The organism is Limosilactobacillus pontis, assembly GCF_002940945.1.
GTDB lineage: Bacteria > Bacillota > Bacilli > Lactobacillales > Lactobacillaceae > Limosilactobacillus > Limosilactobacillus pontis_A.
In genome coordinates, this window is the sequence record NZ_PNFV01000012.1 from 22,437 (window position 1) to 41,912 (window position 19,476).

The 19,476-nt window shown below is 49.2% G+C and carries 19 protein-coding genes, 19 tRNA genes and 1 rRNA gene; 4 read left to right on the forward strand and 35 right to left on the reverse strand.

What is annotated here, in order from left to right; all coding sequences use genetic code 11:
* The 5 genes from CK797_RS08200 to CK797_RS09175 form a co-directional block, all read right to left on the reverse strand.
* Complete coding sequence (locus CK797_RS08200) at positions 1-2,154, reverse strand: penicillin-binding transpeptidase domain-containing protein (RefSeq protein WP_104689276.1); 2,154 nt, start codon at positions 2,152-2,154, stop codon at positions 1-3.
* Positions 2,154-2,510 carry a cell division protein FtsL gene (locus CK797_RS08205; RefSeq protein ID WP_104689277.1) on the reverse strand — a complete coding sequence of 119 codons (357 nt, stop codon included), beginning with the start codon at positions 2,508-2,510 and terminating at the stop codon, positions 2,154-2,156. The genes CK797_RS08200 and CK797_RS08205 overlap by 1 nt, the downstream gene beginning before the upstream one ends.
* Positions 2,511-2,527: 17 nt before the next feature.
* Entirely contained in the window at positions 2,528-3,475 is a 948-nt protein-coding gene (gene rsmH, locus CK797_RS08210; protein ID WP_104689278.1) for a 16S rRNA (cytosine(1402)-N(4))-methyltransferase RsmH, read from the reverse strand.
* A 15-nt stretch (positions 3,476-3,490) separates the two neighbouring features.
* Positions 3,491-3,919, reverse strand: coding sequence for a division/cell wall cluster transcriptional repressor MraZ (gene mraZ, locus CK797_RS08215; protein ID WP_104689292.1), 429 nt, complete (start codon positions 3,917-3,919; stop codon positions 3,491-3,493).
* Positions 3,920-4,069: 150 nt separating this feature from the next.
* On the reverse strand, positions 4,070-4,279 hold the full coding sequence (locus tag CK797_RS09175; RefSeq protein ID WP_225365046.1) for a hypothetical protein: 210 nt from the start codon (positions 4,277-4,279) through the stop codon (positions 4,070-4,072).
* Between the two features lie 271 nt (positions 4,280-4,550).
* On the opposite strand from CK797_RS09175, the gene CK797_RS08225 reads away from it, so the two are divergent.
* The gene (locus tag CK797_RS08225; protein ID WP_083479927.1) at positions 4,551-4,670 is read left to right on the forward strand and encodes a DUF4044 domain-containing protein; all 120 of its coding nucleotides are present in this window, start codon (positions 4,551-4,553) and stop codon (positions 4,668-4,670) included.
* Between the two features lie 49 nt (positions 4,671-4,719).
* Here the strand turns inward: CK797_RS08225 and CK797_RS08230 are convergent, their stop codons facing one another.
* The 3 genes from CK797_RS08230 to CK797_RS08240 form a co-directional block, all read right to left on the reverse strand.
* On the reverse strand, positions 4,720-7,041 hold the full coding sequence (locus CK797_RS08230; protein WP_104689279.1) for an FtsK/SpoIIIE family DNA translocase: 2,322 nt from the start codon (positions 7,039-7,041) through the stop codon (positions 4,720-4,722).
* A gap of 14 nt (positions 7,042-7,055) precedes the next feature.
* Complete coding sequence (locus tag CK797_RS08235) at positions 7,056-7,565, reverse strand: tRNA (cytidine(34)-2'-O)-methyltransferase (protein WP_104689280.1); 510 nt, start codon at positions 7,563-7,565, stop codon at positions 7,056-7,058.
* A gap of 169 nt (positions 7,566-7,734) precedes the next feature.
* Positions 7,735-8,589 (reverse strand): methyltransferase domain-containing protein, encoded by an 855-nt coding sequence (locus CK797_RS08240; protein ID WP_104689281.1) that lies wholly within the window; start codon positions 8,587-8,589, stop codon positions 7,735-7,737.
* A gap of 98 nt (positions 8,590-8,687) precedes the next feature.
* Between CK797_RS08240 and CK797_RS08245 the strand changes: the two genes are divergently transcribed.
* Complete coding sequence (locus CK797_RS08245) at positions 8,688-9,716, forward strand: lactonase family protein (RefSeq protein WP_104689282.1); 1,029 nt, start codon at positions 8,688-8,690, stop codon at positions 9,714-9,716.
* A 47-nt stretch (positions 9,717-9,763) separates the two neighbouring features.
* On the opposite strand, the gene CK797_RS08250 is transcribed toward CK797_RS08245, so the two are convergent.
* From CK797_RS08250 to CK797_RS08260, 3 genes are read right to left on the reverse strand one after another with little or no spacing between them, the layout of a single operon-like run.
* Positions 9,764-10,666, reverse strand: coding sequence for an RluA family pseudouridine synthase (locus CK797_RS08250; RefSeq protein WP_104689283.1), 903 nt, complete (start codon positions 10,664-10,666; stop codon positions 9,764-9,766).
* Positions 10,666-11,481 (reverse strand): NAD kinase, encoded by an 816-nt coding sequence (locus tag CK797_RS08255; protein ID WP_104689284.1) that lies wholly within the window; start codon positions 11,479-11,481, stop codon positions 10,666-10,668. The genes CK797_RS08250 and CK797_RS08255 overlap by 1 nt, the downstream gene beginning before the upstream one ends.
* The gene (locus CK797_RS08260) at positions 11,462-12,139 is read right to left on the reverse strand and encodes a GTP pyrophosphokinase family protein (protein WP_104689285.1); all 678 of its coding nucleotides are present in this window, start codon (positions 12,137-12,139) and stop codon (positions 11,462-11,464) included. Before CK797_RS08260 ends, CK797_RS08255 begins: the two co-directional genes overlap by 20 nt.
* Before the next feature lie 154 nt (positions 12,140-12,293).
* On the opposite strand from CK797_RS08260, the gene CK797_RS08265 reads away from it, so the two are divergent.
* Entirely contained in the window at positions 12,294-12,926 is a 633-nt protein-coding gene (locus CK797_RS08265) for a DsbA family protein (protein ID WP_104689286.1), read from the forward strand.
* Positions 12,927-12,980: 54 nt separating this feature from the next.
* Here CK797_RS08265 and CK797_RS08270 read toward each other — a convergent pair whose 3' ends face one another.
* The 4 genes from CK797_RS08270 to spxA all read right to left on the reverse strand — a co-directional run bounded on the left by CK797_RS08270 (position 12,981) and on the right by spxA (position 16,820).
* Positions 12,981-14,360 (reverse strand): C69 family dipeptidase, encoded by a 1,380-nt coding sequence (locus CK797_RS08270; RefSeq protein WP_181049550.1) that lies wholly within the window; start codon positions 14,358-14,360, stop codon positions 12,981-12,983.
* 17 nt (positions 14,361-14,377) lie between these two features.
* A complete protein-coding gene (locus tag CK797_RS08275) occupies positions 14,378-15,439 on the reverse strand; it encodes a competence protein CoiA (RefSeq protein ID WP_181049549.1) in 1,062 nt (353 codons plus the stop codon).
* A 70-nt stretch (positions 15,440-15,509) separates the two neighbouring features.
* Positions 15,510-16,181, reverse strand: a complete 672-nt coding sequence (locus tag CK797_RS08280) for an adaptor protein MecA (RefSeq protein WP_104689289.1) — start codon at positions 16,179-16,181, stop codon at positions 15,510-15,512.
* A 237-nt stretch (positions 16,182-16,418) separates the two neighbouring features.
* On the reverse strand, positions 16,419-16,820 hold the full coding sequence (spxA, locus tag CK797_RS08285; RefSeq protein ID WP_104689290.1) for a transcriptional regulator SpxA: 402 nt from the start codon (positions 16,818-16,820) through the stop codon (positions 16,419-16,421).
* A 214-nt stretch (positions 16,821-17,034) separates the two neighbouring features.
* Here spxA and CK797_RS08290 point away from each other — a divergent pair, with 214 nt between their 5' ends.
* Complete coding sequence (locus CK797_RS08290; protein ID WP_104689291.1) at positions 17,035-17,529, forward strand: hypothetical protein; 495 nt, start codon at positions 17,035-17,037, stop codon at positions 17,527-17,529.
* Between the two features lie 96 nt (positions 17,530-17,625).
* On the opposite strand, the gene CK797_RS08295 is transcribed toward CK797_RS08290, so the two are convergent.
* The 20 genes from CK797_RS08295 to rrf form a co-directional block, all read right to left on the reverse strand.
* Positions 17,626-17,700, reverse strand: a tRNA-Asp gene (locus CK797_RS08295).
* A 4-nt stretch (positions 17,701-17,704) separates the two neighbouring features.
* A tRNA-Met gene (locus CK797_RS08300) sits at positions 17,705-17,778 on the reverse strand.
* Between the two features lie 10 nt (positions 17,779-17,788).
* Positions 17,789-17,860: transfer RNA gene (locus CK797_RS08305), tRNA-Glu, on the reverse strand.
* 5 nt (positions 17,861-17,865) lie between these two features.
* Positions 17,866-17,954, reverse strand: a tRNA-Ser gene (locus CK797_RS08310).
* 2 nt (positions 17,955-17,956) lie between these two features.
* Positions 17,957-18,031, reverse strand: a tRNA-Ile gene (locus tag CK797_RS08315).
* Between the two features lie 5 nt (positions 18,032-18,036).
* Positions 18,037-18,107, reverse strand: a tRNA-Gly gene (locus CK797_RS08320).
* 21 nt (positions 18,108-18,128) lie between these two features.
* Positions 18,129-18,201, reverse strand: a tRNA-Phe gene (locus CK797_RS08325).
* Positions 18,202-18,210: 9 nt separating this feature from the next.
* Positions 18,211-18,285 (reverse strand) — tRNA-Asp (locus CK797_RS08330).
* A 4-nt stretch (positions 18,286-18,289) separates the two neighbouring features.
* A tRNA-Met gene (locus CK797_RS08335) sits at positions 18,290-18,363 on the reverse strand.
* A gap of 10 nt (positions 18,364-18,373) precedes the next feature.
* A tRNA-Ser gene (locus CK797_RS08340) sits at positions 18,374-18,461 on the reverse strand.
* 31 nt (positions 18,462-18,492) lie between these two features.
* Positions 18,493-18,566: transfer RNA gene (locus CK797_RS08345), tRNA-Ile, on the reverse strand.
* Positions 18,567-18,582: 16 nt separating this feature from the next.
* Positions 18,583-18,656 (reverse strand) — tRNA-Met (locus tag CK797_RS08350).
* A 23-nt stretch (positions 18,657-18,679) separates the two neighbouring features.
* Positions 18,680-18,753 (reverse strand) — tRNA-Pro (locus CK797_RS08355).
* Between the two features lie 5 nt (positions 18,754-18,758).
* Positions 18,759-18,832, reverse strand: a tRNA-Arg gene (locus tag CK797_RS08360).
* Between the two features lie 6 nt (positions 18,833-18,838).
* Positions 18,839-18,924: transfer RNA gene (locus CK797_RS08365), tRNA-Leu, on the reverse strand.
* A gap of 16 nt (positions 18,925-18,940) precedes the next feature.
* A tRNA-Gly gene (locus CK797_RS08370) sits at positions 18,941-19,012 on the reverse strand.
* A gap of 8 nt (positions 19,013-19,020) precedes the next feature.
* Positions 19,021-19,093 (reverse strand) — tRNA-Thr (locus CK797_RS08375).
* Between the two features lie 44 nt (positions 19,094-19,137).
* A tRNA-Lys gene (locus CK797_RS08380) sits at positions 19,138-19,210 on the reverse strand.
* A gap of 2 nt (positions 19,211-19,212) precedes the next feature.
* Positions 19,213-19,285, reverse strand: a tRNA-Val gene (locus CK797_RS08385).
* Between the two features lie 6 nt (positions 19,286-19,291).
* A 5S ribosomal RNA gene (gene rrf / locus CK797_RS08390) occupies positions 19,292-19,408 on the reverse strand.
* Positions 19,409-19,476: the final 68 nt, after the last annotated feature.

Genomic DNA, 19,476 nt, shown 5'->3' on the forward strand with positions numbered 1-19,476 from the left:
TTAGTTCTTAGATTTATATTTAACAACCAGGGTTTGGTTATTGTTGATGACCGTATTGGCCTTGATGCTCTGGGCGTCTACATAACCGTCACCCTGTTCGCTGAGCTGTAAGTGTAGCAACTGAGCAAGTTCGTTAACATCGGCAGCACTCCAGCCCGTCAAGTCTGGCATCTTAGCATGACCACCAGTGTACAGAATGATCCGCTGATTGGCTAGTACCTGTTGCCCGGGTGTAAGCGACTGCTGTTTAACCTTCTTGCCACTGCCGACCAGCACCGGTTGCAAGTGACGACCACTCAATTCATCGCTGGCTGCATGCCCGCTGTGGCCAATCACTGATGGTACAGTAACCATGCTATGAGCAGCGTTCTTGGTGGCACGCCGCCGATTAAGCAACATTTTCATCGTCGGGTTGAAGACCTCGGCAATCTGATCAGCTGGCTGCGGATTAATGTTCTGCGGCTGCCGCAGGGTGATATAAATGATGTATTGGGGATTCTTGGCTGGCGCCATCCCCACCATTGAGTAAAGGTAGTTAGTATCACCGTTGCTATAGCCGTTGGCCCCACCAATCTGAGCCGTCCCGGTCTTAGCGGCGATCCGATAACCCTTAATCTGGTAAGCATGACCGAGACCCTTTTGGTCATAAACGACCCCTTGCATCAGCTTAAGTACCTTATGGGCAGTCTGAGCTTTGATCGGGTGCCCGACCACCGTTGGCTTGACTCGCTTGACAACTTTGCCAGAGCTGTCAGTCACCTTGGAAACGAAGAATGGCCGCATCATTTCACCATGGTTGGCAACCGCCGTAAACGCCTGCATCATCTGCATTACATTTACTGTGATCCCCTGGCCAAAGGCGGTATTAGCCTGCTCCAAGATCCCCTTGAACTGGGTAAAGCCTGTAACCTCATTACCCATTCCAACCACGTTGACCCGTTTCAGCAAGCCAAAGCGTTTAATGTACTTGTACCAAGTATCGGCTCCCATATCCTGTTCCAGGTGGGCAAAGCCGACGTTACTGGATAAGTCAAAGGCATCCTTGTAGGTAATCACACCCCAGCCACCAGACGACCAGTCGGTAATCTTGCCACCCCCCATCGCCCAGGTACCAGAGTTAAAGGTGCCATTGGGATCAAAGTGCCCAGAATCAATAGCCGCACTGAGGGCTAGGACTTTCATCGTCGATCCAGGTTCATAGGCATCCTGGACCAGCATATTGCGCCAAACTGGATTCTTCTTGGAACGCAGCGTCGGTCGCTGGGTAGCCGCGATAATCTTACCTGTCTTGGCCTCCATCACGACAGCCGTCATTGCATTAGCCCGTGAGTGTTCATAAACCTTGTTGACCTTGTTTTCCAAGAAGTGTTGGGTTTGCGGATCTAGGGTAGTCTGAACATTATCACCGTTGACAGCTTTCTTTGTCTTTGACTTGGAGTTCGCTAGCTGGTAACCGTAAACGTCCTGCTTATCTTGACGGATTCCATTAATCCCCGTCAATTGCTTATTAAAGTAACCCTCCAGACCGAGCTGTCCCACCAAGGTTGTTCCCCCCGGGGTCTTAGGGTCGGTCTTAGGATTGGCCATCCCAATCAATTGGGAGGCAAACTCACCCTCCGGATATTGTCGGGCCGGGGTCGCCACAAAGTTGATCCCCGGCAAGTGATGACTCTTGATCTTCTGCATCGTCGCTACAGATAGGTGGCTACCGGCTGCTCCAAACTCGACCTGATAGGTCTGGTGGTTAGTCGTCAAGATCTTCTCAATCTTGGCAGGCGTAAGGTCAATGTAGCGTGCCAAAATCTTGGCGGTCTTCTTCTTATTCGTTACGTAGAGCGGCTTACCCGTGTTCGAACGCTGATTCCGGTCAACCACGGCGTAGAGAGTGTACTTACTGGTATCACTTGCCAGCTGGTTTCCCTGGGCATCATATATTGTCCCCCGCTTAGCCTGAATCACCTGACGCTGGGTATATATTTGCTCAGCTTTCGATTGCAGGTTGACATGCTGAACATCTTTATTAATCGCAATATATGCAAAACGAACGATAAACAAGACGAATAACGCAACCGTAATCATGAACAGCCATTTACCGAATGTTCCGCGATTTTTATTATTCAGCTTATTTTTCGTTCGTCGTGGCATCTTACTCATTATTTATTAACGTTCCTTACGTTTGAAATTTTATCAGACAGGCCATACTTGTGTGCCGCGGCCTTGAGATGGGACTGACTAGTCAGCTCGGCGATCTCCTGATGAGTACTGGTATTAGAATTTTTTACACGGGTAATTTGATTCTGCAGGTCTTGCAGGTGGTGTTGCCGACTATTTGTTGTCACCTTCGTCGATAATAAGGTTATGACTAAAAAAAGGGTCACAATACTGCCAACAAGCATTAACAAACGTTCAAAAGGCGACCAAGCTACCTTGGTCACACTGACCGTGCGCACCTGTTGAACCGGTGTCGTCTCTTGCTCCTTTGATAATTCTCGTGCAGTATTTGAAACCACTTTAATCACTCTTTCCTTTATTTGATTTTCTCGATAATTCGCAACTTTGCGCTATGTGCTCGATGATTAGCGGCTAATTCGTGAGCACTAGGAAGAATTGGCTTCTTATTTACTAATTTAAAATGGGGCTCCATCCCAGCCGGAATCACCGGTAGTCCCTGAGGCAAGTCAGCACTCAGTGAGGTCTTTTCCCGAAACATTGTCTTCACCAACCGGTCTTCTAAAGACTGGAAAGTAATCACGCTGATCCGGCCATGGACACTTAGGATATCTAGCGCCTGTTCCAGAGACTCCTCAAGGGCACCCAGTTCGTCATTGACCGCAATTCGGATCGCTTGAAAACTCTTTTTCGCTGGATGCCCCCCGTGACGTCGAGCTGCCGCCGGAATTGCTTCTTTGATGACATCCACCAATTCAAAGGTGGTCCGGATCGGCTGGTGTGTTCGACGTTGCTCGATCTTGCGGGCAATCTGCTTTGCAAAGTGCTCCTCGCCATAACGATAAAGGATCTTGACCAGGCGCTCATATGGCCATTCATTGACAACTTCCATTGCCGATAACGATTGTTCCTGGTTCATCCGCATGTCTAAAGGCGCATCGTGCTGGTAGCTAAAGCCCCGGGCGCCATCATCAAATTGCGGCGAAGAAACCCCGAGGTCATAGACGATTCCATCAATTGTCGTAACTCCATGCATGGCCAATGCATGCTTGAGGTGGCGGAAGTTATCCTCCACCAAGGTCAGCCGTCCATTCGCCAGGGCAGCAGCTAGATGATCCTGATTATAGGCAATGGCTGTCTTATCTTGATCAAATGAATAAAGGTGACCGGTGGTCAACTGCTTTAAGATTTCGCCAGAATGACCACCACCACCAAGGGTTGCATCAACATAGGTACCAGTTGGTTGCAGATTTAGTCCTGCCACGGCCTCATGGAGCAAAACCGTCACGTGCTTAAACTCTGCCATCAACTTTCCCTCCTTTTAGAAATCAATGTTTAAATCCTCAGCAATCTCATCAAAGTTATCCGCGGTATCAGTATTGTATTCGTCCCAACGGTCACGATCCCAGATTTCTAGACGATTGGAAACCCCGACCACCATGCACTTCTTACTCAGCTTGGCATACTGGCAAAGCGGGTCTGGAATATTGATTCGCCCCTGCTTATCAATCATACAAACAGTAGCGGCGGAATAGAGAAAGCGGACAAATGCCCGGGCGTCCCGCTTGGTCAGCGGTAACGTCTTCAATTTTTCCTCTAGTAACCGCCATTCAGCCATTGGGTACCCGAAAAGACACCCATCTAAGCCCCGGGTAACCACAAACTGACTACCAAGCTGGTCACGGAATTTAGCTGGGATGATCAGCCGCTGTTTGGTGTCAAGCGTATGCTGATATTCACCCATCAACAAGCCACTCATCCCCTTTACCACTTTATAGGACAAGTCTACCACAATCCCCCACTTCTCACCACGGTATTTCAGGATTTTATTATAATAAAAAAGTAACGAAAATCGTCCAATTTCCGTTACCTTACTTAATAAATATTAATTATTAATTTATTATACCAATGGTAATTTCCCACTAAACAGCGAGACGATAAACACCACCACCGCATACAACAAAGACCAGTGCCAGAAAACTGGCCAGTAACGCCGATAGATGAACTCGTGGTTATGCAATAGCTGAATGAAGATCAGTACTAGGGCAAGCAGCATCCAGAGAGCTACTGGATAGGCAAACCAATACGGTCCCAAATTAACAATGCTCATGCCCCAGAGGACTAGCACCCAGCCGTAACGACAGTACCGGCGTATCAACAGTCCGCGATTAAATCGCTTTAATAAGCTGGTCGCTATTGCCAATAAGAGAACGATCGTCAACTGTATTAAGATACGATGATAATCAACCAACACTTTTTTAGCCACCTTAAAATTCATTGTTTTAAGTAGTCTACCATAAATTTAGCATTCCGTTTGAAAGCTGGCGACAAAATGCGGTACACTACTATAAGTTACCAATCGTGAAAGGTGGTTAAGGATTATGCAACGGAAGAAGAAGACACGTTTCCAAAAGATCACCATGGTCGCCATCTGGTTAATGCTGATTGCGATGCTCGGATCACTCATCTTCAGTGCGGTCGCCGCATTGAATCTTATCTAAGCCCGAACGCAAGAAGCGGTCATGCAACGAGTTTGCATGACCGCTTCTTTTATTTTTGTTCCGGTTGGTCGGTTTTTTTATAAACCTCACGCGGCTTTGAACCATTAGCTGGACTAATATAGCCCCGCTGAGCCATGTCATCAACAATCCGGGCCGCTCGATTATAACCAATCCTAAAGCGACGTTGGATAAGTGATGTAGAAGCTCGCTGTTCCTGAACCACAAAATCAAGGGCCTCTTGAAAGAGCGGATCCTCATCCTCTTTCTCGGCTTCCGCAGCCATCTCAGAGTCGCTGACCACCATCTGTTTATCGTACTCGGCTGGCCGCTCCTGTTTGATAAAGTCAACCACTGCTTCTACATCCCGGTCGGCAATAAACGCTCCCTGAACCCGAACCGGCTTATTCTGGTCAATCGGTTCAAACAGCATATCCCCACGACCGAGCAACTTTTCAGCCCCGTTGGCATCCAGGATAGTTCGCGAATCAACCCCACTAGAAACTGCAAAAGCAATCCGCGACGGAACATTGGCCTTGATCAAACCGGTAATGACGTCGACGGATGGCCGCTGGGTCGCCAGAATCATATGGATTCCAGCGGCTCGTCCCATCTGAGCGATCCGAACGATGGCATCCTCGACATCATTGGAGACCGTCATCATCAGATCTGCCAATTCATCAACGACTACCAGAATCAACGGTAGCGAGGGCTGCTGCTGTTCAGGGTGAGCACTGTTCTGCTGTTGAACTAGGTGATTGTACCCCTTGAGGTTGCGAACTCCAAACTTAGCAAACAGTTCGTAGCGCCGTTCCATCTCTGCTACTACCTTTCCTAATGCCCGGGCCGCTTTCTTGGGCTCGGAAACCACCGGGCTAAGCAAGTGGGGAATATCATTATAGACGCTCAGCTCGACCTTCTTCGGATCAATTAAAAGCATCTTCACCTGGTGGGGCTTAGCCTTGAGTAAAATGCTAGTCAGAATAACGTTGATTGCTACCGACTTCCCACTCCCGGTCGCTCCGGCGATCAGAAGATGGGGCATCTTAGTCAAGTCCGCCATTTCAACATCCCCAGTAACAGTCCTCCCAAGTGGAACATCCATCGGGTTGTCATCCTGGGGTGCCGCCTCAAACATGTTGCGGAAGCCCACGGTGGCTACCTGTTGGTTTGGCACCTCGATCCCAATCAGCGACTTGCCAGGAATTGGCGCCTCAATCCGGATATCCTTGGCGGCCAGAGCCAGGGCTAAATCATCTGCCAAGTGGGTAATCCGGCTGACCTTGACCCCAACGGCTGGCCGCAGTTCATACTTGGTAACAGACGGTCCTAAATTGACGTTCTCAACCGTTGCATTAACATTGAAGGACTTCAGGGTCTTCTGTAACAACTGGGTATTTTTCTTAATGTTCTTCAAGTCAGCCTGCTGATCAGTCGGCTTAACCTTGCTCAACAAGGTCAATGGCGGCAACTGGTAATCCTTGTCCGCCTGAGCCGAAACTCCAGCCAGGGAAAGTTCAGACTGTTCATCACTTGAGACATCGCTCTTTGGAGTTGTTTTCTCCTGTTGGTCACTAGCCACTGTGATTCTTGGCTCGGCCACCGGGGTTGTGGGTTGCGGCGCTGGAGCTTCTGATGGTGTTGCCGCCTCTTCGTTATCATCCTTGAAGAAGTCCTGAACCTTCCGACTCAGTGATGGTTCCGGAGCCGTCGAAGCCGGGGCAGTCACCCCCGGCTGCTTCATCTTGGCTGATAGTTCTTGACCACCGGTGTGGAGCGCCCCCGCCAGACGCTGAACCAGCTGACCACAAAGCCGGAGAAAATCCCGCCAAGGCAGGGCAAAGAAGATTACCATACCACAAATCATCAGGAGCCAGGACAAAATAGCCGTCCCAACCCGGTCGACCAGGACATCACAGGCGGTATAGAGATAGGCCCCCAGCATCCCCCCACCGATTGGCAGGGTGCTATCCCCGTTAAGCACGGCTTTGCTCAGGTTGCTCCAAGTGACTACCGGAATCTTGGCGTGCACGTTCAATTGATCCATCATCAAAACATGCAACCAAATCAAGAGTCCCAGATAGCAGACCACCGCCCCCGTGATTCGGCGCGGACCAAAGTGCAGCCAGCGAGCATAGAGGGCAAAGCCAAGCCCGTAGAGCAGGACAACTAGCATTAAGATCGGATAGCCCGCTCCAACCAAGAGCTTAAAAATTCCCTGAATCACTGCCCCTAAGGCTCCCAGTTTGAATAGTCCCACCAGCATCAGCAGGACAACAATAATCCCGGCCAGGTTATTGATAAGACGGTGTTGCTTAGCATTTGAACTCCGGCGTGGGCGGCGCCGCTTATTTGTTTTCTTTCGCTGTGCCATACGCCCTCCCTTCGCTACTTCAGCTTGTCAAAGTGATAGGTGTGCACCCGGGCTAATCCCGGGAAACTCTGCTGACGCAGGGCCTCATAGATGACGATGGCCGCACTATTCGAGAGGTTGAGTGCCCGAATATTATCATCGTTTTGTGGAATTCGGATAGCATTCTCTGGGTAGCGGCGCATAAACTGTTCAGGCAGACCGGTCGTCTCCTTGCCAAACAGAAAGTAATGGTCACCTTCACTAGTGTAGTCCACGTCAGTATAATCGCGGCTGGCAAACTTGGAAACTAAATACAGCTTGCTGATGTCTGGTACACTGGCAACAAACTGCTGAAGATCATCATGATAGGTAATTTTGACCTTATCCCAGTAATCCAACCCGGCCCGCTTCATGTGCTTATCATCAGTAGAGAAACCCAGAGGACGGATCAGGTGCAGTTCCGTATTGGTTCCCGCACAGGTCCGGGCAATGTTGCCCGTATTGGCGGGGAAAAGTGGTTCAAACAGTACAATATGATTAGTCATTGTTAAACTCCTCAGAAATAAAAAAAGCAGGGTCTCGGTGTGGGCACGGCGAAACGCTGCTTTAATGAAGTACTCTTTGGCAGTTACCAACGAATCGGTTCGATGTCAACTGCCAAACGATTTCTTTATAATACTTTAGCATCATTTCTTTGCTTGTGCAAACATTTTATTAAGATTTTTTAGCAATCAGCAGACTAACATCGACGGTCACTGCCTGCAGATTTGCTAACTCGGTAGCAGTTAGCTGCTTAACACCACGTCCCCAATGAAGGGGCGTCATTTCAACTAGAGCTGCCTGCATCCCTGCTGGCAACTCAAACCGGTAGCGAACCCGTTGAACCCGACCGTTTGGGTAGTGCTGTGCAAACAGCTCCTTGACCCGGGAATTATCATAGTGAGCGTGCTGGTCACCTTCAGCATAAAGGAGGTGACGCAGTTCGGTTAAGTAGTCAGCGTTGGGGATCACCTTGATCAGGGTACCACCGGGCATTAGAACCCGGTTGAATTCTGCGTAATCTGAAGGCGAAAACAATTCAATGATTGCATCGAAAGACTGATCGTTGAATGGCAATTGACGAAGATCCGCCACGCAGAAAAAGGCTTTCATGTCTAACTGAGTAGCCAATGTCACACCGGCCTTAGAAATATCAAAACCTACTAGACAGTCGTCCTGCCCGGCTCGCAACTCGCTCAACTGGTAGAACGGCGTCCCCTCCCCCGTACCGACGTCCAGGATATTCAGGGGCTGTGACGGCAGAGCTTTGGCAATTTCTTCAACGATTGGCTTGAACAGCCCCGCATTTAAGAGTTCACGGCGGGCCAGAAACATTTTCCGCCCATATTCCGTATCTGCGGCCCCCCGTAAGAAATGGAGGTAGCCATGCTTATTGAAGTCAATCCGATGTCCCCGCCCACAAACAATACTGTTCTCCGTCAGCTGGACAAAGGGCTCCTGACAGGTCGGACACCGAAAGAGGTCGAGATGTCGTTTTACGAACTGCCGTTGCTTTTCGATTTTCTTCACATTGATCTGACCTTTCCTTTTTTCTCAATATTAATAGTTTACCATAGCCATAATTTTGCTATCATATAAGTAAGCATTTTCAAAGGAGGAATTCCATCGTGGAAGAGAATTTTTTAATTGGAACCTATACCAAAAAGGACAGTAAAGGTGTCTACGCCGTCACCCTTGATGATGACGCTGGCAAGCTAACCAACGTCCGCCTGGCCATCCCATCCCAGAAACCAGCCTATCTGCAAGTTGGCAACAACGACCGGGTCTATGCCATCAAGCAGATCGGTGACCAAGGAGGCGTGGCATCTTACTCCCTGAAGGACGACAACGCAAAGATGCTCAGCAAGGTCCTCGCCGCAGGTGCCCCACCAGCCTACGTCGGTCTTGATAAAAAGCGCCACCTGCTCTACAGTGCTAATTACCACACCGCCAAGGTTGACGTCTTCAAGATCAACGAAGACGGAACACTGACCCAGACCGATTCCGTTACCCATCAGGGAGCAACCGGTCCCCAGCCAGAACAGGAGGCCCCCCACGTTCACTTTGCCGACCTGACTCCAGACCAACGCCTGGTCGTTTGTGACCTAGGGATGGACTTGATCGTGGTCTACGATGTCTCCGCCGATGGCAAGCTAACCGCTGTCTCCCGTTATAAGTGTGAAGACGGCTTTGGGACCCGTCACATTGCCTTCCATCCAAATGGCAAGTACGCCTATGTTCTCGGTGAACTGTCTAGTAAGCTTGAAGTTCTGAAGTACAATGCCACCGATGCCAGTTTCACCCATGTCCAGACGATCAAGACAATTCCAGATGACTGGACAGCCCACAACGGGGCAGCCGCTATCCGCTTCTCCAGCGATGGTAAATTCATTTACACCTCCAACCGTGGTGAAAATACGATCGCTGTCTTTGCGGTCCAGCCGGACTTCACGGTTAAGCATATCCAGTCCATCTCAACCGAAGGAGACTTTCCACGGGATTTCAACCTCAGCCAGGATGAATCCTACCTGCTTGCCTCTAACCAGAATTCCGATAACCTTACCCTCTACAAACGGGATGCCGATACCGGCAAGCTAACCCTCCTGCAGAAGGACGTTGCCTGCCCAGAACCAGTTTGCGTCATGAAGTGGAAGTAAGTTTTATATATCAAAAGGTCGATGACAAAAAACGTCATCGACCTTTTTTATGGCTGACTTAAACCCACAGCCGTGATAGCTGTCCGCATGTCGGTCGGCAGTGGGGCGGTTACCGTAATATTCTCACCCTTAAACGGACTATAGAACTGCAACCAATAACAATGCAGGGCCTGACGGGCAATCAGCGACGATTTCTGCCCGTACATATCATCCCCCAGAAGTGAATGCCCCAGATAACTGAAGTGAACTCGAATCTGGTGAGTCCGGCCAGTGTGCAGACGAACCTTGACCAGCGATCCAGATGCGCTACGCCCCTGAACCCAATACTCGGTCACCGAGGCCTTGCCACCATTCCCGACCATCCGTTGGACAAACGATTCGGGATCCCGCATAATTGGGGCATCGACATAGCCATGGTCAGCTGATACTCGTCCCCGAACCAGGGCCAGGTAATTTTTCTTGACCTGGTGATGCTTTAGCTGACGGTCGAGAACAGCGTGGGCAAAGCGGTGTTTTGGAAAGATCACCAGTCCACTGGTGTCCTTGTCCAGTCTGGTAGCCACGTGAATCACTTGGTTCTCGTAACCCTGCTGCTGATAATAGGACTTGACCCGATTAACCAGGCTGTCGGGAACTGCTACATGGTGAGCCGGAACGGTGGCCACCCCAGCCGGTTTATTCAGAACCAAGAAATCTTGATCTTCATAGACAATCTGAAGTGGCGCTGGATAGGCTACCACATGCTCATTACCGGCTTCAGGGGGCAAGACCAGAGTGAAGCTATCTCCGGGGTGAACCATGTCAACTGCCCACTTCTCCTCACCGTTGATCAACATCTTACCGCCATGGTAGATTGCAACCTTCATCAGTGAACTAGTTACCCCTTTCATTCTGAGGGCCGACCGCAGTCGCCGTGGGACCGCCTGCTGATATTTCCACGTAAACTCCATTACTTGGTCCCACCAATAAAGGAATCTTTGACTCGGTTCCAGAAATTATTGTGGCGGTAGCGGGCAAAGTTAATCTTTTGATCCGAAACCTGATAGGCTAATTCCATCAGATAACGCTGGCCCTTCTTGTTCTTCAACATGAGCTGATCACGATCGCAGGTCAGCACATGGCCGTTTGCGTCTCGCAGGCGCAACATCAGCTTAGCATCAGCACCAAAAATGATTGGTGAGCCTAGCGTCCGAAAGACCCGGTTGTTTAAAGATGCCATCTCAGCAAGCTGGAAGCCGACACTGTGCGGATCCATAATTGCCCCACCAACTGATTTGTTATAAGCGGTAGATCCGGTTGGTGTTGAGATGCACAGGCCATCGCCCCGAAAATTCTCGAAGAGCTGATTATTGATGTAAACATCGCAGACCATCGTCTTGGTGATGTTGCGAATCGTCGACTCATTAAGGGCAATGAAGTGATCGACTAACCCGTCCGAGTAAATCGCCTTCATATCCAGCAGGGGGTAAGCAACTGACTGGCCGCTATCCCGGACCAGGCTGTCGACCAGGTCGTCAATCTCAAAATTACGCCAATCGGTATAAAAACCTAGGTGCCCAGTGTGGATCCCCACAAAGCGTACCCGGTCAAGTTGGTGTTGATAATGATGAAAGGCAGACAGCAGAGTCCCATCCCCACCGATTGTGACGACAACCTCGGGCTTCTGCTGGTCGTATACCAGTCCAGCCTTCTCCATATCTACACGCAGCAACTTGGTGACTCGCTGCGACTCGGCCGTTTCGTTGTTATATATCGCTACTCTCATTACGTTGTCCCTTCTCTTTATCCTGCTCAGCATCCTTGGTCAGCGTCCGCTGTGAAAAGAGGGTCTGGGCCTCCTTGATCTCCTCGCGAATCTCCGACATCTCATTATCCAAACGGAAGGCCGCCTCGGCCGCCCGCTGTAGCCGAGCCGATAGTTCTTCAGGAAAGGCCCCCTGGTACTTATAGTTCAGAGAATGCTCAATTGTGGCCCAAAAGTTCATTGCCAGGGTTCGCACCTGGATCTCGGCCAAAATCTTTTTTTCTCCGGTCACCAGCTGAACCGGATACTCGATTACAATGTGATAGGATCGATAACCGCTGGGCTTAACGTTAGTGACATAATCCCGCTCCTCTAGGATAGTCATATCGCTACGCTGCCGCAACAGATCGACGACTACATAGATGTCTTCAACAAACTGACACATGATCCGCAGGCCAGCAATATCCTGCATATCCTGCTCCAACCGGTCTTCTTGGACGTGGCGCCGCACCATCTTCTCCTTGATGCTATCAACGGGTTTAACCCGTCCGGTAACAAACTCGATCGGCGAGTGCTCTCCTTGCTCCTGGTATTGTTTACGCATCCCGCGTAGTTTTACCTTTAATTCATTGACGGCCTGTTGATATGGCAATAAAAAGTGCTGCCAATTTTCAATCATGTTAAAGCCTCCCATTAAATCTGCATATTATTTTAGCATACTTTAGTTAACTGGTGGACCCGATACGGTTTACTTTACAAGCAGCACTTTTTTTGCCACAATTGAAAATGTTCACAAAACAAATTAAGGCTATTATTGATCGGAGGAGCAGTTGATGCTTGAGATTCATTTATTTGTAAACCCCTTGGGGATGCGTTGTTTCCGCTGTGAAAATGACGTCTTACGGGTGGATCATGAACTGAATACCAAAATTAATTATCAATTTGTCCCGCTGTTTAACATGCAGACAATTAGCGATACCATACGCCTATATGGGCTCAGCCGTTGCGATCTGACGGTTCGCCAGCACGTTTCTAACACTATCTTCCAGGTTATCTTGGATTATAAGGCAGCACTTTTCCAGGGTCGTAAGCGAGGACGCTGTTATCTTCTGCGGCTCCAGGATGCCATTGTCAAGGGGCAGGTTGGTTATTCACGTCAGTTGGCCGAACAAGTTGCCAAGGAAGCTGGTTTGGATCTGGAGATGTTCATGGAGGACCGTCAGTCCAAGCTTGCCCGTCAGGCCTTTCAAGAGGACCAGCGAATGGCCGCCGAACTAGGAGTTACTCAGACGGCGACAGCGGTGGTTTTTGATACCGACCAAACAGACTATGGCTATCTCATTGCTAATTTCGACTATGAGACCCTTATCCAGGCCTTCCGTGAAAATAAAATTGACCATCGGCAGAGTGCGGCCCAGTTTGCGGCCCAGTTCCATCGGCCAGCCCTCAAAACTATTCAAAAATGAACCGATAAAAAAAGTGATCAGGAAAATCCTGGTCATTTTTTTGGTTAGTTTATCTTAATATTGCAGTTTGGCATCACCAAAAGCAATCTTGACCAGCTTGCCCAACAGGACGGTGGCCTCCTTCATGGCGATCGTCGCCATCTGTTCATTTGCCTGGTCTAGCTGGTGCTGTGGGTCCGCCAGGTCTACTTGCTGATCCGTCACCCGTTGGATATGTCGGCCAGCAGCGACTACCTTTTGTTCATAGGCTTCAACTGCTGACTGTGCCTTAGCGTAATGAGCATCCCCAATCGCCGCAATGGTATGGGTCAGCCAATACATACTCCCAGCATCATAGTTGATAGGTGTGTCTCGATAACTCGCCGGCGTATCGGTAATATTGGCATAGAATGGTACCACTGTGTTAAACGCGTTCGGACCAAAGGCAAGCCAGTGAATTCCAGCAATAGCAGCAGGAACGTTGTTACGGATCTGCAGAATATGCAATTCTAAATTACGGTTAAGGGCGATTGACCGGTAGGGAGCCTGGTCATGCTCATAAGGATCAAACGATGTACCCTGATAATGCGAACTCATTACCTGCTTGATCTCCTCAATGGCGAGCTTATGACGCGGCCGGCAAATAAATGGGAGATCCTGATCCGTCGGCTGACCGGTCGGCTTAGTACTCAGTTGTTGCTGAACATACCATGCTCGCGGATTATTGTAACGCGTATCGGTAACCGTCTGACTGCCAAATATCTGTCGCAGGTTATAATGCCCGTCAAGCGCCGGATTAAGTCGGTTGTCATCAATCAGGCCCTTCAAATCAGCCGAACAGCAGGTATCAGCAGACGTAAAGTCGAAATCATCGATATTCAACCGATTAGGGGCGATCACAAAGGCATCATCCGGGATCCGAACGGCAGCCCAGTGATGACCACCGATTGTTTCCATGTACCAGACCTCATCATGATCACCAAATGAGATAGCGTTGGACTCATAGGTCCCATAGCGTTCGAGCAGGTGACCCAGTCGTTCGACCCCTTCTCGTGCCGTCCTGATATACGGCAGGACCAGGGTCACGAAATCCTCTTCGCCAATCCCATCGGTAGCGTTAAAGGGATCAATCCCTAGTATCCGTGAATTAGTCGTGATCGTTTCGGTCCCGGTCATGGCAACGTTATGCTGGTTGATCCCGCCAGCCGCAAAGATCCCCGCGGAACTATCAGCATCCGGCGTCGAGGTGTATCCAACGGGCGTATCCGGGAGGTCGATGGTAAAATCCGTTGTCTTGCTTTGGTAGTGGCGAGGCTGGTCAGTAGGCTTAACGTAGGTAAAGCGCTGCGGGTCGAAAGCGTTGCCATAGTCTTCCTCCCGACAAACAATCGTTGAACCGTCTAGGGTAGCCTTCTTCCCCACCAAGAGTGTCGTACAGGTATGTTTTTTCACAATTTTCATCCCCTTTTCTTCTATTTTAATGCACTTATCCGTGAAAACCCACCCCGTTCCAGATACTTTAACTTCTCCGGAACGCTGGTAAACCAGACAGGGTGCTGAAAGAGGATGTAACCATCCGGGCAGGCGATGAGAACCCGTTCCCGCAATAGTTCTTGAGTAAAGATGACCAGCAGGTTGTCACGTAGGCTCCGACCATCCAAGCAGCCAAAATTCAACCAGTGATCTGCTGCCATTACCGCTAACCATTCCCGCCAATTTGCCTGGGACCAGAATGTAAAGACCGGTTGATGAATAAGCGCCATAACGACCCGAATGCGCCACATGATGACCGGCTCGTCCAATACCGGCCAGGTAGGAACAGTATCATGACAGACCAGCGGACATGCTGCTAAGGGATAGTGGCCTGGCAGACTAGTCAACATCTGGCGTACGATCACACCGCCTCCACGGCCATACTGAATTCCATTGAGGTGGTGGATCTGAGCCCTAATCATCATTACCGGTCCCATCTCCGTCCCGTGAACAAAAGAACACTGCAATAGATCTCGCTGAACCAGCAGACGACCAACCCGGGTGTCCCAAAAGAGTAAAACGGGACGCCCAGCAACCTCCTGGGTAAACTGAGCCACCTTTGCCACCTGAAGTCGACGTTTCTGATAGGGCGCACCGAGCAGCCAATGAAAAGAAATACCGCACTGACGATACCCTGCATTGCGTTCCCGAAGACGTTCTAGACTCAGTGGACTACACTGAAATTCGATTGCCACCCGACGGTCCTTTTCTGTCAATAAAAGATCCGGACGCTGGGCAATCTGTGGCAGGTAAGCCTCTAATTTCACCTGATACCCTTGCTGGCGATACCACTGCAGCAATTGACGCTTACCAAGTAAGTGTTCCGATGTCTCACCCTCGCCGAGCCGGCACTTGCTCCCCGGTCGATGGGCAAAGTGTGCGATCTTGTGCCGTCCCCGCCGCAGAATCACCAATTCATTGCAACCCGGACAGCGGTAACCTGTCTTCTCCTGTGCATTGCCTGCTAAAACCAATCGTCCTGCCTTTACTGCAACAAGCATCTTTTTCACCCCCATATGATATATACGGATGATAAAAGAAAAAGCGCGAGATACAATCTCACGCTTATCCTTAGTTAAAGTAGTGACGAACAGTATGTAAGGCCGACACTGTCATTAGCTTCTTGCCGTGCTCACTCAAGTAATCCGGAGTCATTGCCGTCCGGTTCCCATATTCGTAGGCTAGTGCCAGACTATCCTCCACTAGGCTTTTATTTTCAACTGGTTGGAAGTATTGGAGAACCAAATAATACTTATCGTTATACTTATAAAGGTCGCTCACGATGTCATCATCCTCGGCAATCCGAGCGAAGTCAATCAGATTCTCGAAAACATCAAAAACCACCACTCGCCAGCTATTTGCTTGGTGAGGTTCGGCCGCATTTAGTTGCTGTGACTGCACCGGTTGAACTGGAGTATTATTCTTCTGATTGGCAGCAGAGCGGGCTAGGTTATTTTTGATATACCGCGCAATCTGGGCATTATTATCGGCGTTAGGGTCATTGGGATCGTTCTTACTGATGAACAACTCAAGACCCCTTTCCGTTGGCATCACCTGAAAGGTTACCGCATCATTGTCCTGAAACTGGTGGTCGGTATCAACCTCGCGCAAGATGCTGTAAAAGAAATCCTCAATCTGCTGGTGGTCGCCCAGGAGGTCGAGGATAGTAATACCTCGGGCGTTCAGATCATCATTGTCGATTAAGACGCGAATCGTATTTTTATTAATGTGTTCCATCTCCATTGGCAGCACCCCCTAGATCCGCAATTTAAATCATTAACTACTATTCTAAAGCCTTTCTCATAAAAGTAAAGAAAAAGGAAGTGGCTACCTCCCCTGGCAACTAATGGTAATCCAACCTTTATTTATCACCATGCTGATAATATAAAACTAGCTCATTAGCTTGTTTGAAACTACACTGCAATTATCAAAAAATAAAGTGGCCAGAGAAGACTTTGCTTTCTCCCAGCCACGTGAAGATTAAATCAAGTTTGCCTTACGTTGGGCCTCCGCCAGCTCGAATGCCCGAACCTTTCGTGGTAGAAAACGGCGGATCTCGTCCTCGTTATAACCCACCTGCAGCCGCTTATCATCCATAATGATTGGCCGCCGTAACAGGCCCGGATTCTCACTGATCAAGGCGAAGAGTTGCTTCATTGGCAGCTCATTTAGGTCCAGCTTTAGTTTCTTATAAGCCTTGGACCGTTTAGAAATAATATCCTCAGTCCCATTTTCTGTCATCCGTAAGATGTTTTTTATCTCATCAAGTGATAACGGTTCAGAAAAAATATTTCGTTCCTTAAATGGAATGTTGTGTTCTTGCAACCAGGCGCGTGCCTTGCGACAAGAGGTACAACTTGGAGACGTGAAAAGAGTAACCATTAAATAAAAGCCTCCTTAAAGATTAGTAACGACAACATTCATTAATACAACTAATATTATACTATCTTATAGCAGGTGATAAAAGGGGATTCGATAAATTTATTAACTTTTTGTAAGTAAATTTACCTTTATTTAATTATTGACTACTTCCATCCATCTTTTATGCTAATCTGTACTATAATAATAGAGTATACATTAAATAGGAGGGATCTTCGTGTTAACTAAAGTTAGTTTTACATTTGGCTCACACCAAATCTTAGAAGATATCATTAAAGAAAACCCTGATCGCCAGTTTAAGTTGATGCAGGCTTCCACACACAGCAATAAGCTTGCCCTGTTTGACTTGTCCGGCAAGGATCCGATATTCAAGTCTCCAGTTACTCTGACCGTCCTAGAGTCATCATTAAATGCTAATCTGACTGGTGTCTTATACTACCAGTCCTTCCAGGTCAACGGCGATCGCCAGAAACTGCTTTACAACAGTTTAGAAAAGATTGTTGACGATGCACCAAGTACTGCTAACGGTGTCCTGATGACCTCGGTCGCCAACCATAATGAAAGTTCTACCCTAGTTCTCTTGACAGCGTGGAATGACTTCGAAGACCTAACAGCTTGGCGGGAAAGTGACTCCTTCAAGTCATTGACTAACTTTACTACCATGGGGTCGGACAACTATTATTACGATGAAATCTACCGTCCAGTACGTTAATTTCATCCAACCTTAATCAGCAAACGATCAAGTTTCTTGATCGTTTTTTATTTAAAAGAAAAAAAGCTAAGTGCACAATGCACTTAGCTTACTTAACGGTCCGTACGAGACTCGAACTCGTGATCTCATCCGTGACAGGGATGCGTCCTAAACCAACTAGACCAACGGACCAAAATTGCGGGGGCTGGATTTGAACCAACGACCTCCGGGTTATGAGCCCGACGAGCTACCAGACTGCTCTACCCCGCGATAATAAAAGTGACCCGTGCGGGATTTGAACCCACGATACCAGCGTGAAAGGCTGGTGTCTTAACCACTTGACTAACGGGTCATTAACGGAGAATGAGGGATTCGAACCCTCGCGCCGCTTTCGCGACCTACACCCTTAGCAGGGGCGCCTCTTCAGCCAACTTGAGTAATTCTCCAATGGGCCTAAATGGACTTGAACCATCGACCTCACGCTTATCAGGCGTGCGCTCTAAACCAACTGAGCTATAGGCCCATAAAAGCGGGTAACGAGAATCGAACTCGCGACAACAGCTTGGAAGGCTGTGGTTTTACCACTAAACTATACCCGCAATATAAATAATAATGGACAATGGCGCGGGACGGAATCGAACCGCCGACACACGGAGCTTCAATCCGTTGCTCTACCAACTGAGCTACCGAGCCAAACTGAAGCGGTCCGTACGAGACTCGAACTCGTGATCTCATCCGTGACAGGGATGCGTCCTAAACCAACTAGACCAACGGACCAAAATTGCGGGGGCTGGATTTGAACCAACGACCTCCGGGTTATGAGCCCGACGAGCTACCAGACTGCTCTACCCCGCGATAATAAAAGAGGAGGATGAGGGATTCGAACCCTCGCGTCGCTCTCACGGCCTAGCGGTTTTCAAGACCGCCCCCTTCAGCCACTTGGGTAATCCTCCATAATATGGATATATTCACCAAAACAATTGATGGACCTTGTAGGACTCGAACCTACGACCGGGCGGTTATGAGCCGCTTGCTCTAACCAACTGAGCTAAAGGTCCAAAACAGCCAGGTAAATCGCGGCGGGGGGGATCGAACCCTCGACCTCCCGGGTATGAACCGGACGCTCTAGCCAGCTGAGCTACACCGCGAAAACTAATATTAAATTAGCAAGTCGGGAAAACAGGATTCGAACCTGCGACCCCCTGGTCCCAAACCAGGTGCTCTACCAAGCTGAGCTATTTCCCGAAAAATGCACCCAGAAGGAGTCGAACCTTCAACCTTCTGATTCGTAGTCAGACACTCTATCCAATTGCGCTATGGGTGCATGAAGTGCCGAGGACCGGGATCGAACCGGTACGGTTATCACTAACCGCGGGATTTTAAGTCCCGTGCGTCTGCCAATTCCGCCACCCCGGCATTATAGAATTGACAAAGCGGAAGACGGGATTCGAACCCGCGACCCCCACCATGGCAAGGTGATGTTCTACCACTGAACTACTTCCGCATATTTAGTGCCGACTAGAGGATTCGAACCTCCGACCCCCTGTTTACAAGACAGATGCTCTGCCAACTGAGCTAAGTCGGCATGGACAACACTTTTATTATACCAAACCGATAGCTGTTTGGCAATGAGCCGTGTGGGGATCGAACCCACGACCCTCTGATTAAAAGTCAGATGCTCTACCAACTGAGCTAACGGCTCGATGGAGGATACAGGGCTCGAACCTGTGACCCTCTGCTTGTAAGGCAGACGCTCTCCCAACTGAGCTAATCCTCCAAAATCGCGTGGCAACGTCCTATCCTCGCAGGGAGCGATCCCCCAACTACTTTCGGCGTGTTGAAGCTTAACTACTGTGTTCGGCATGGGAACAGGTGTATCCTTCAAGCCATCATCACCACACTACCCTCTTCGGGTGAGAGCTTGTGCTCTCAAAACTAAACAATATCCAATCTCACCAACAAACCTAA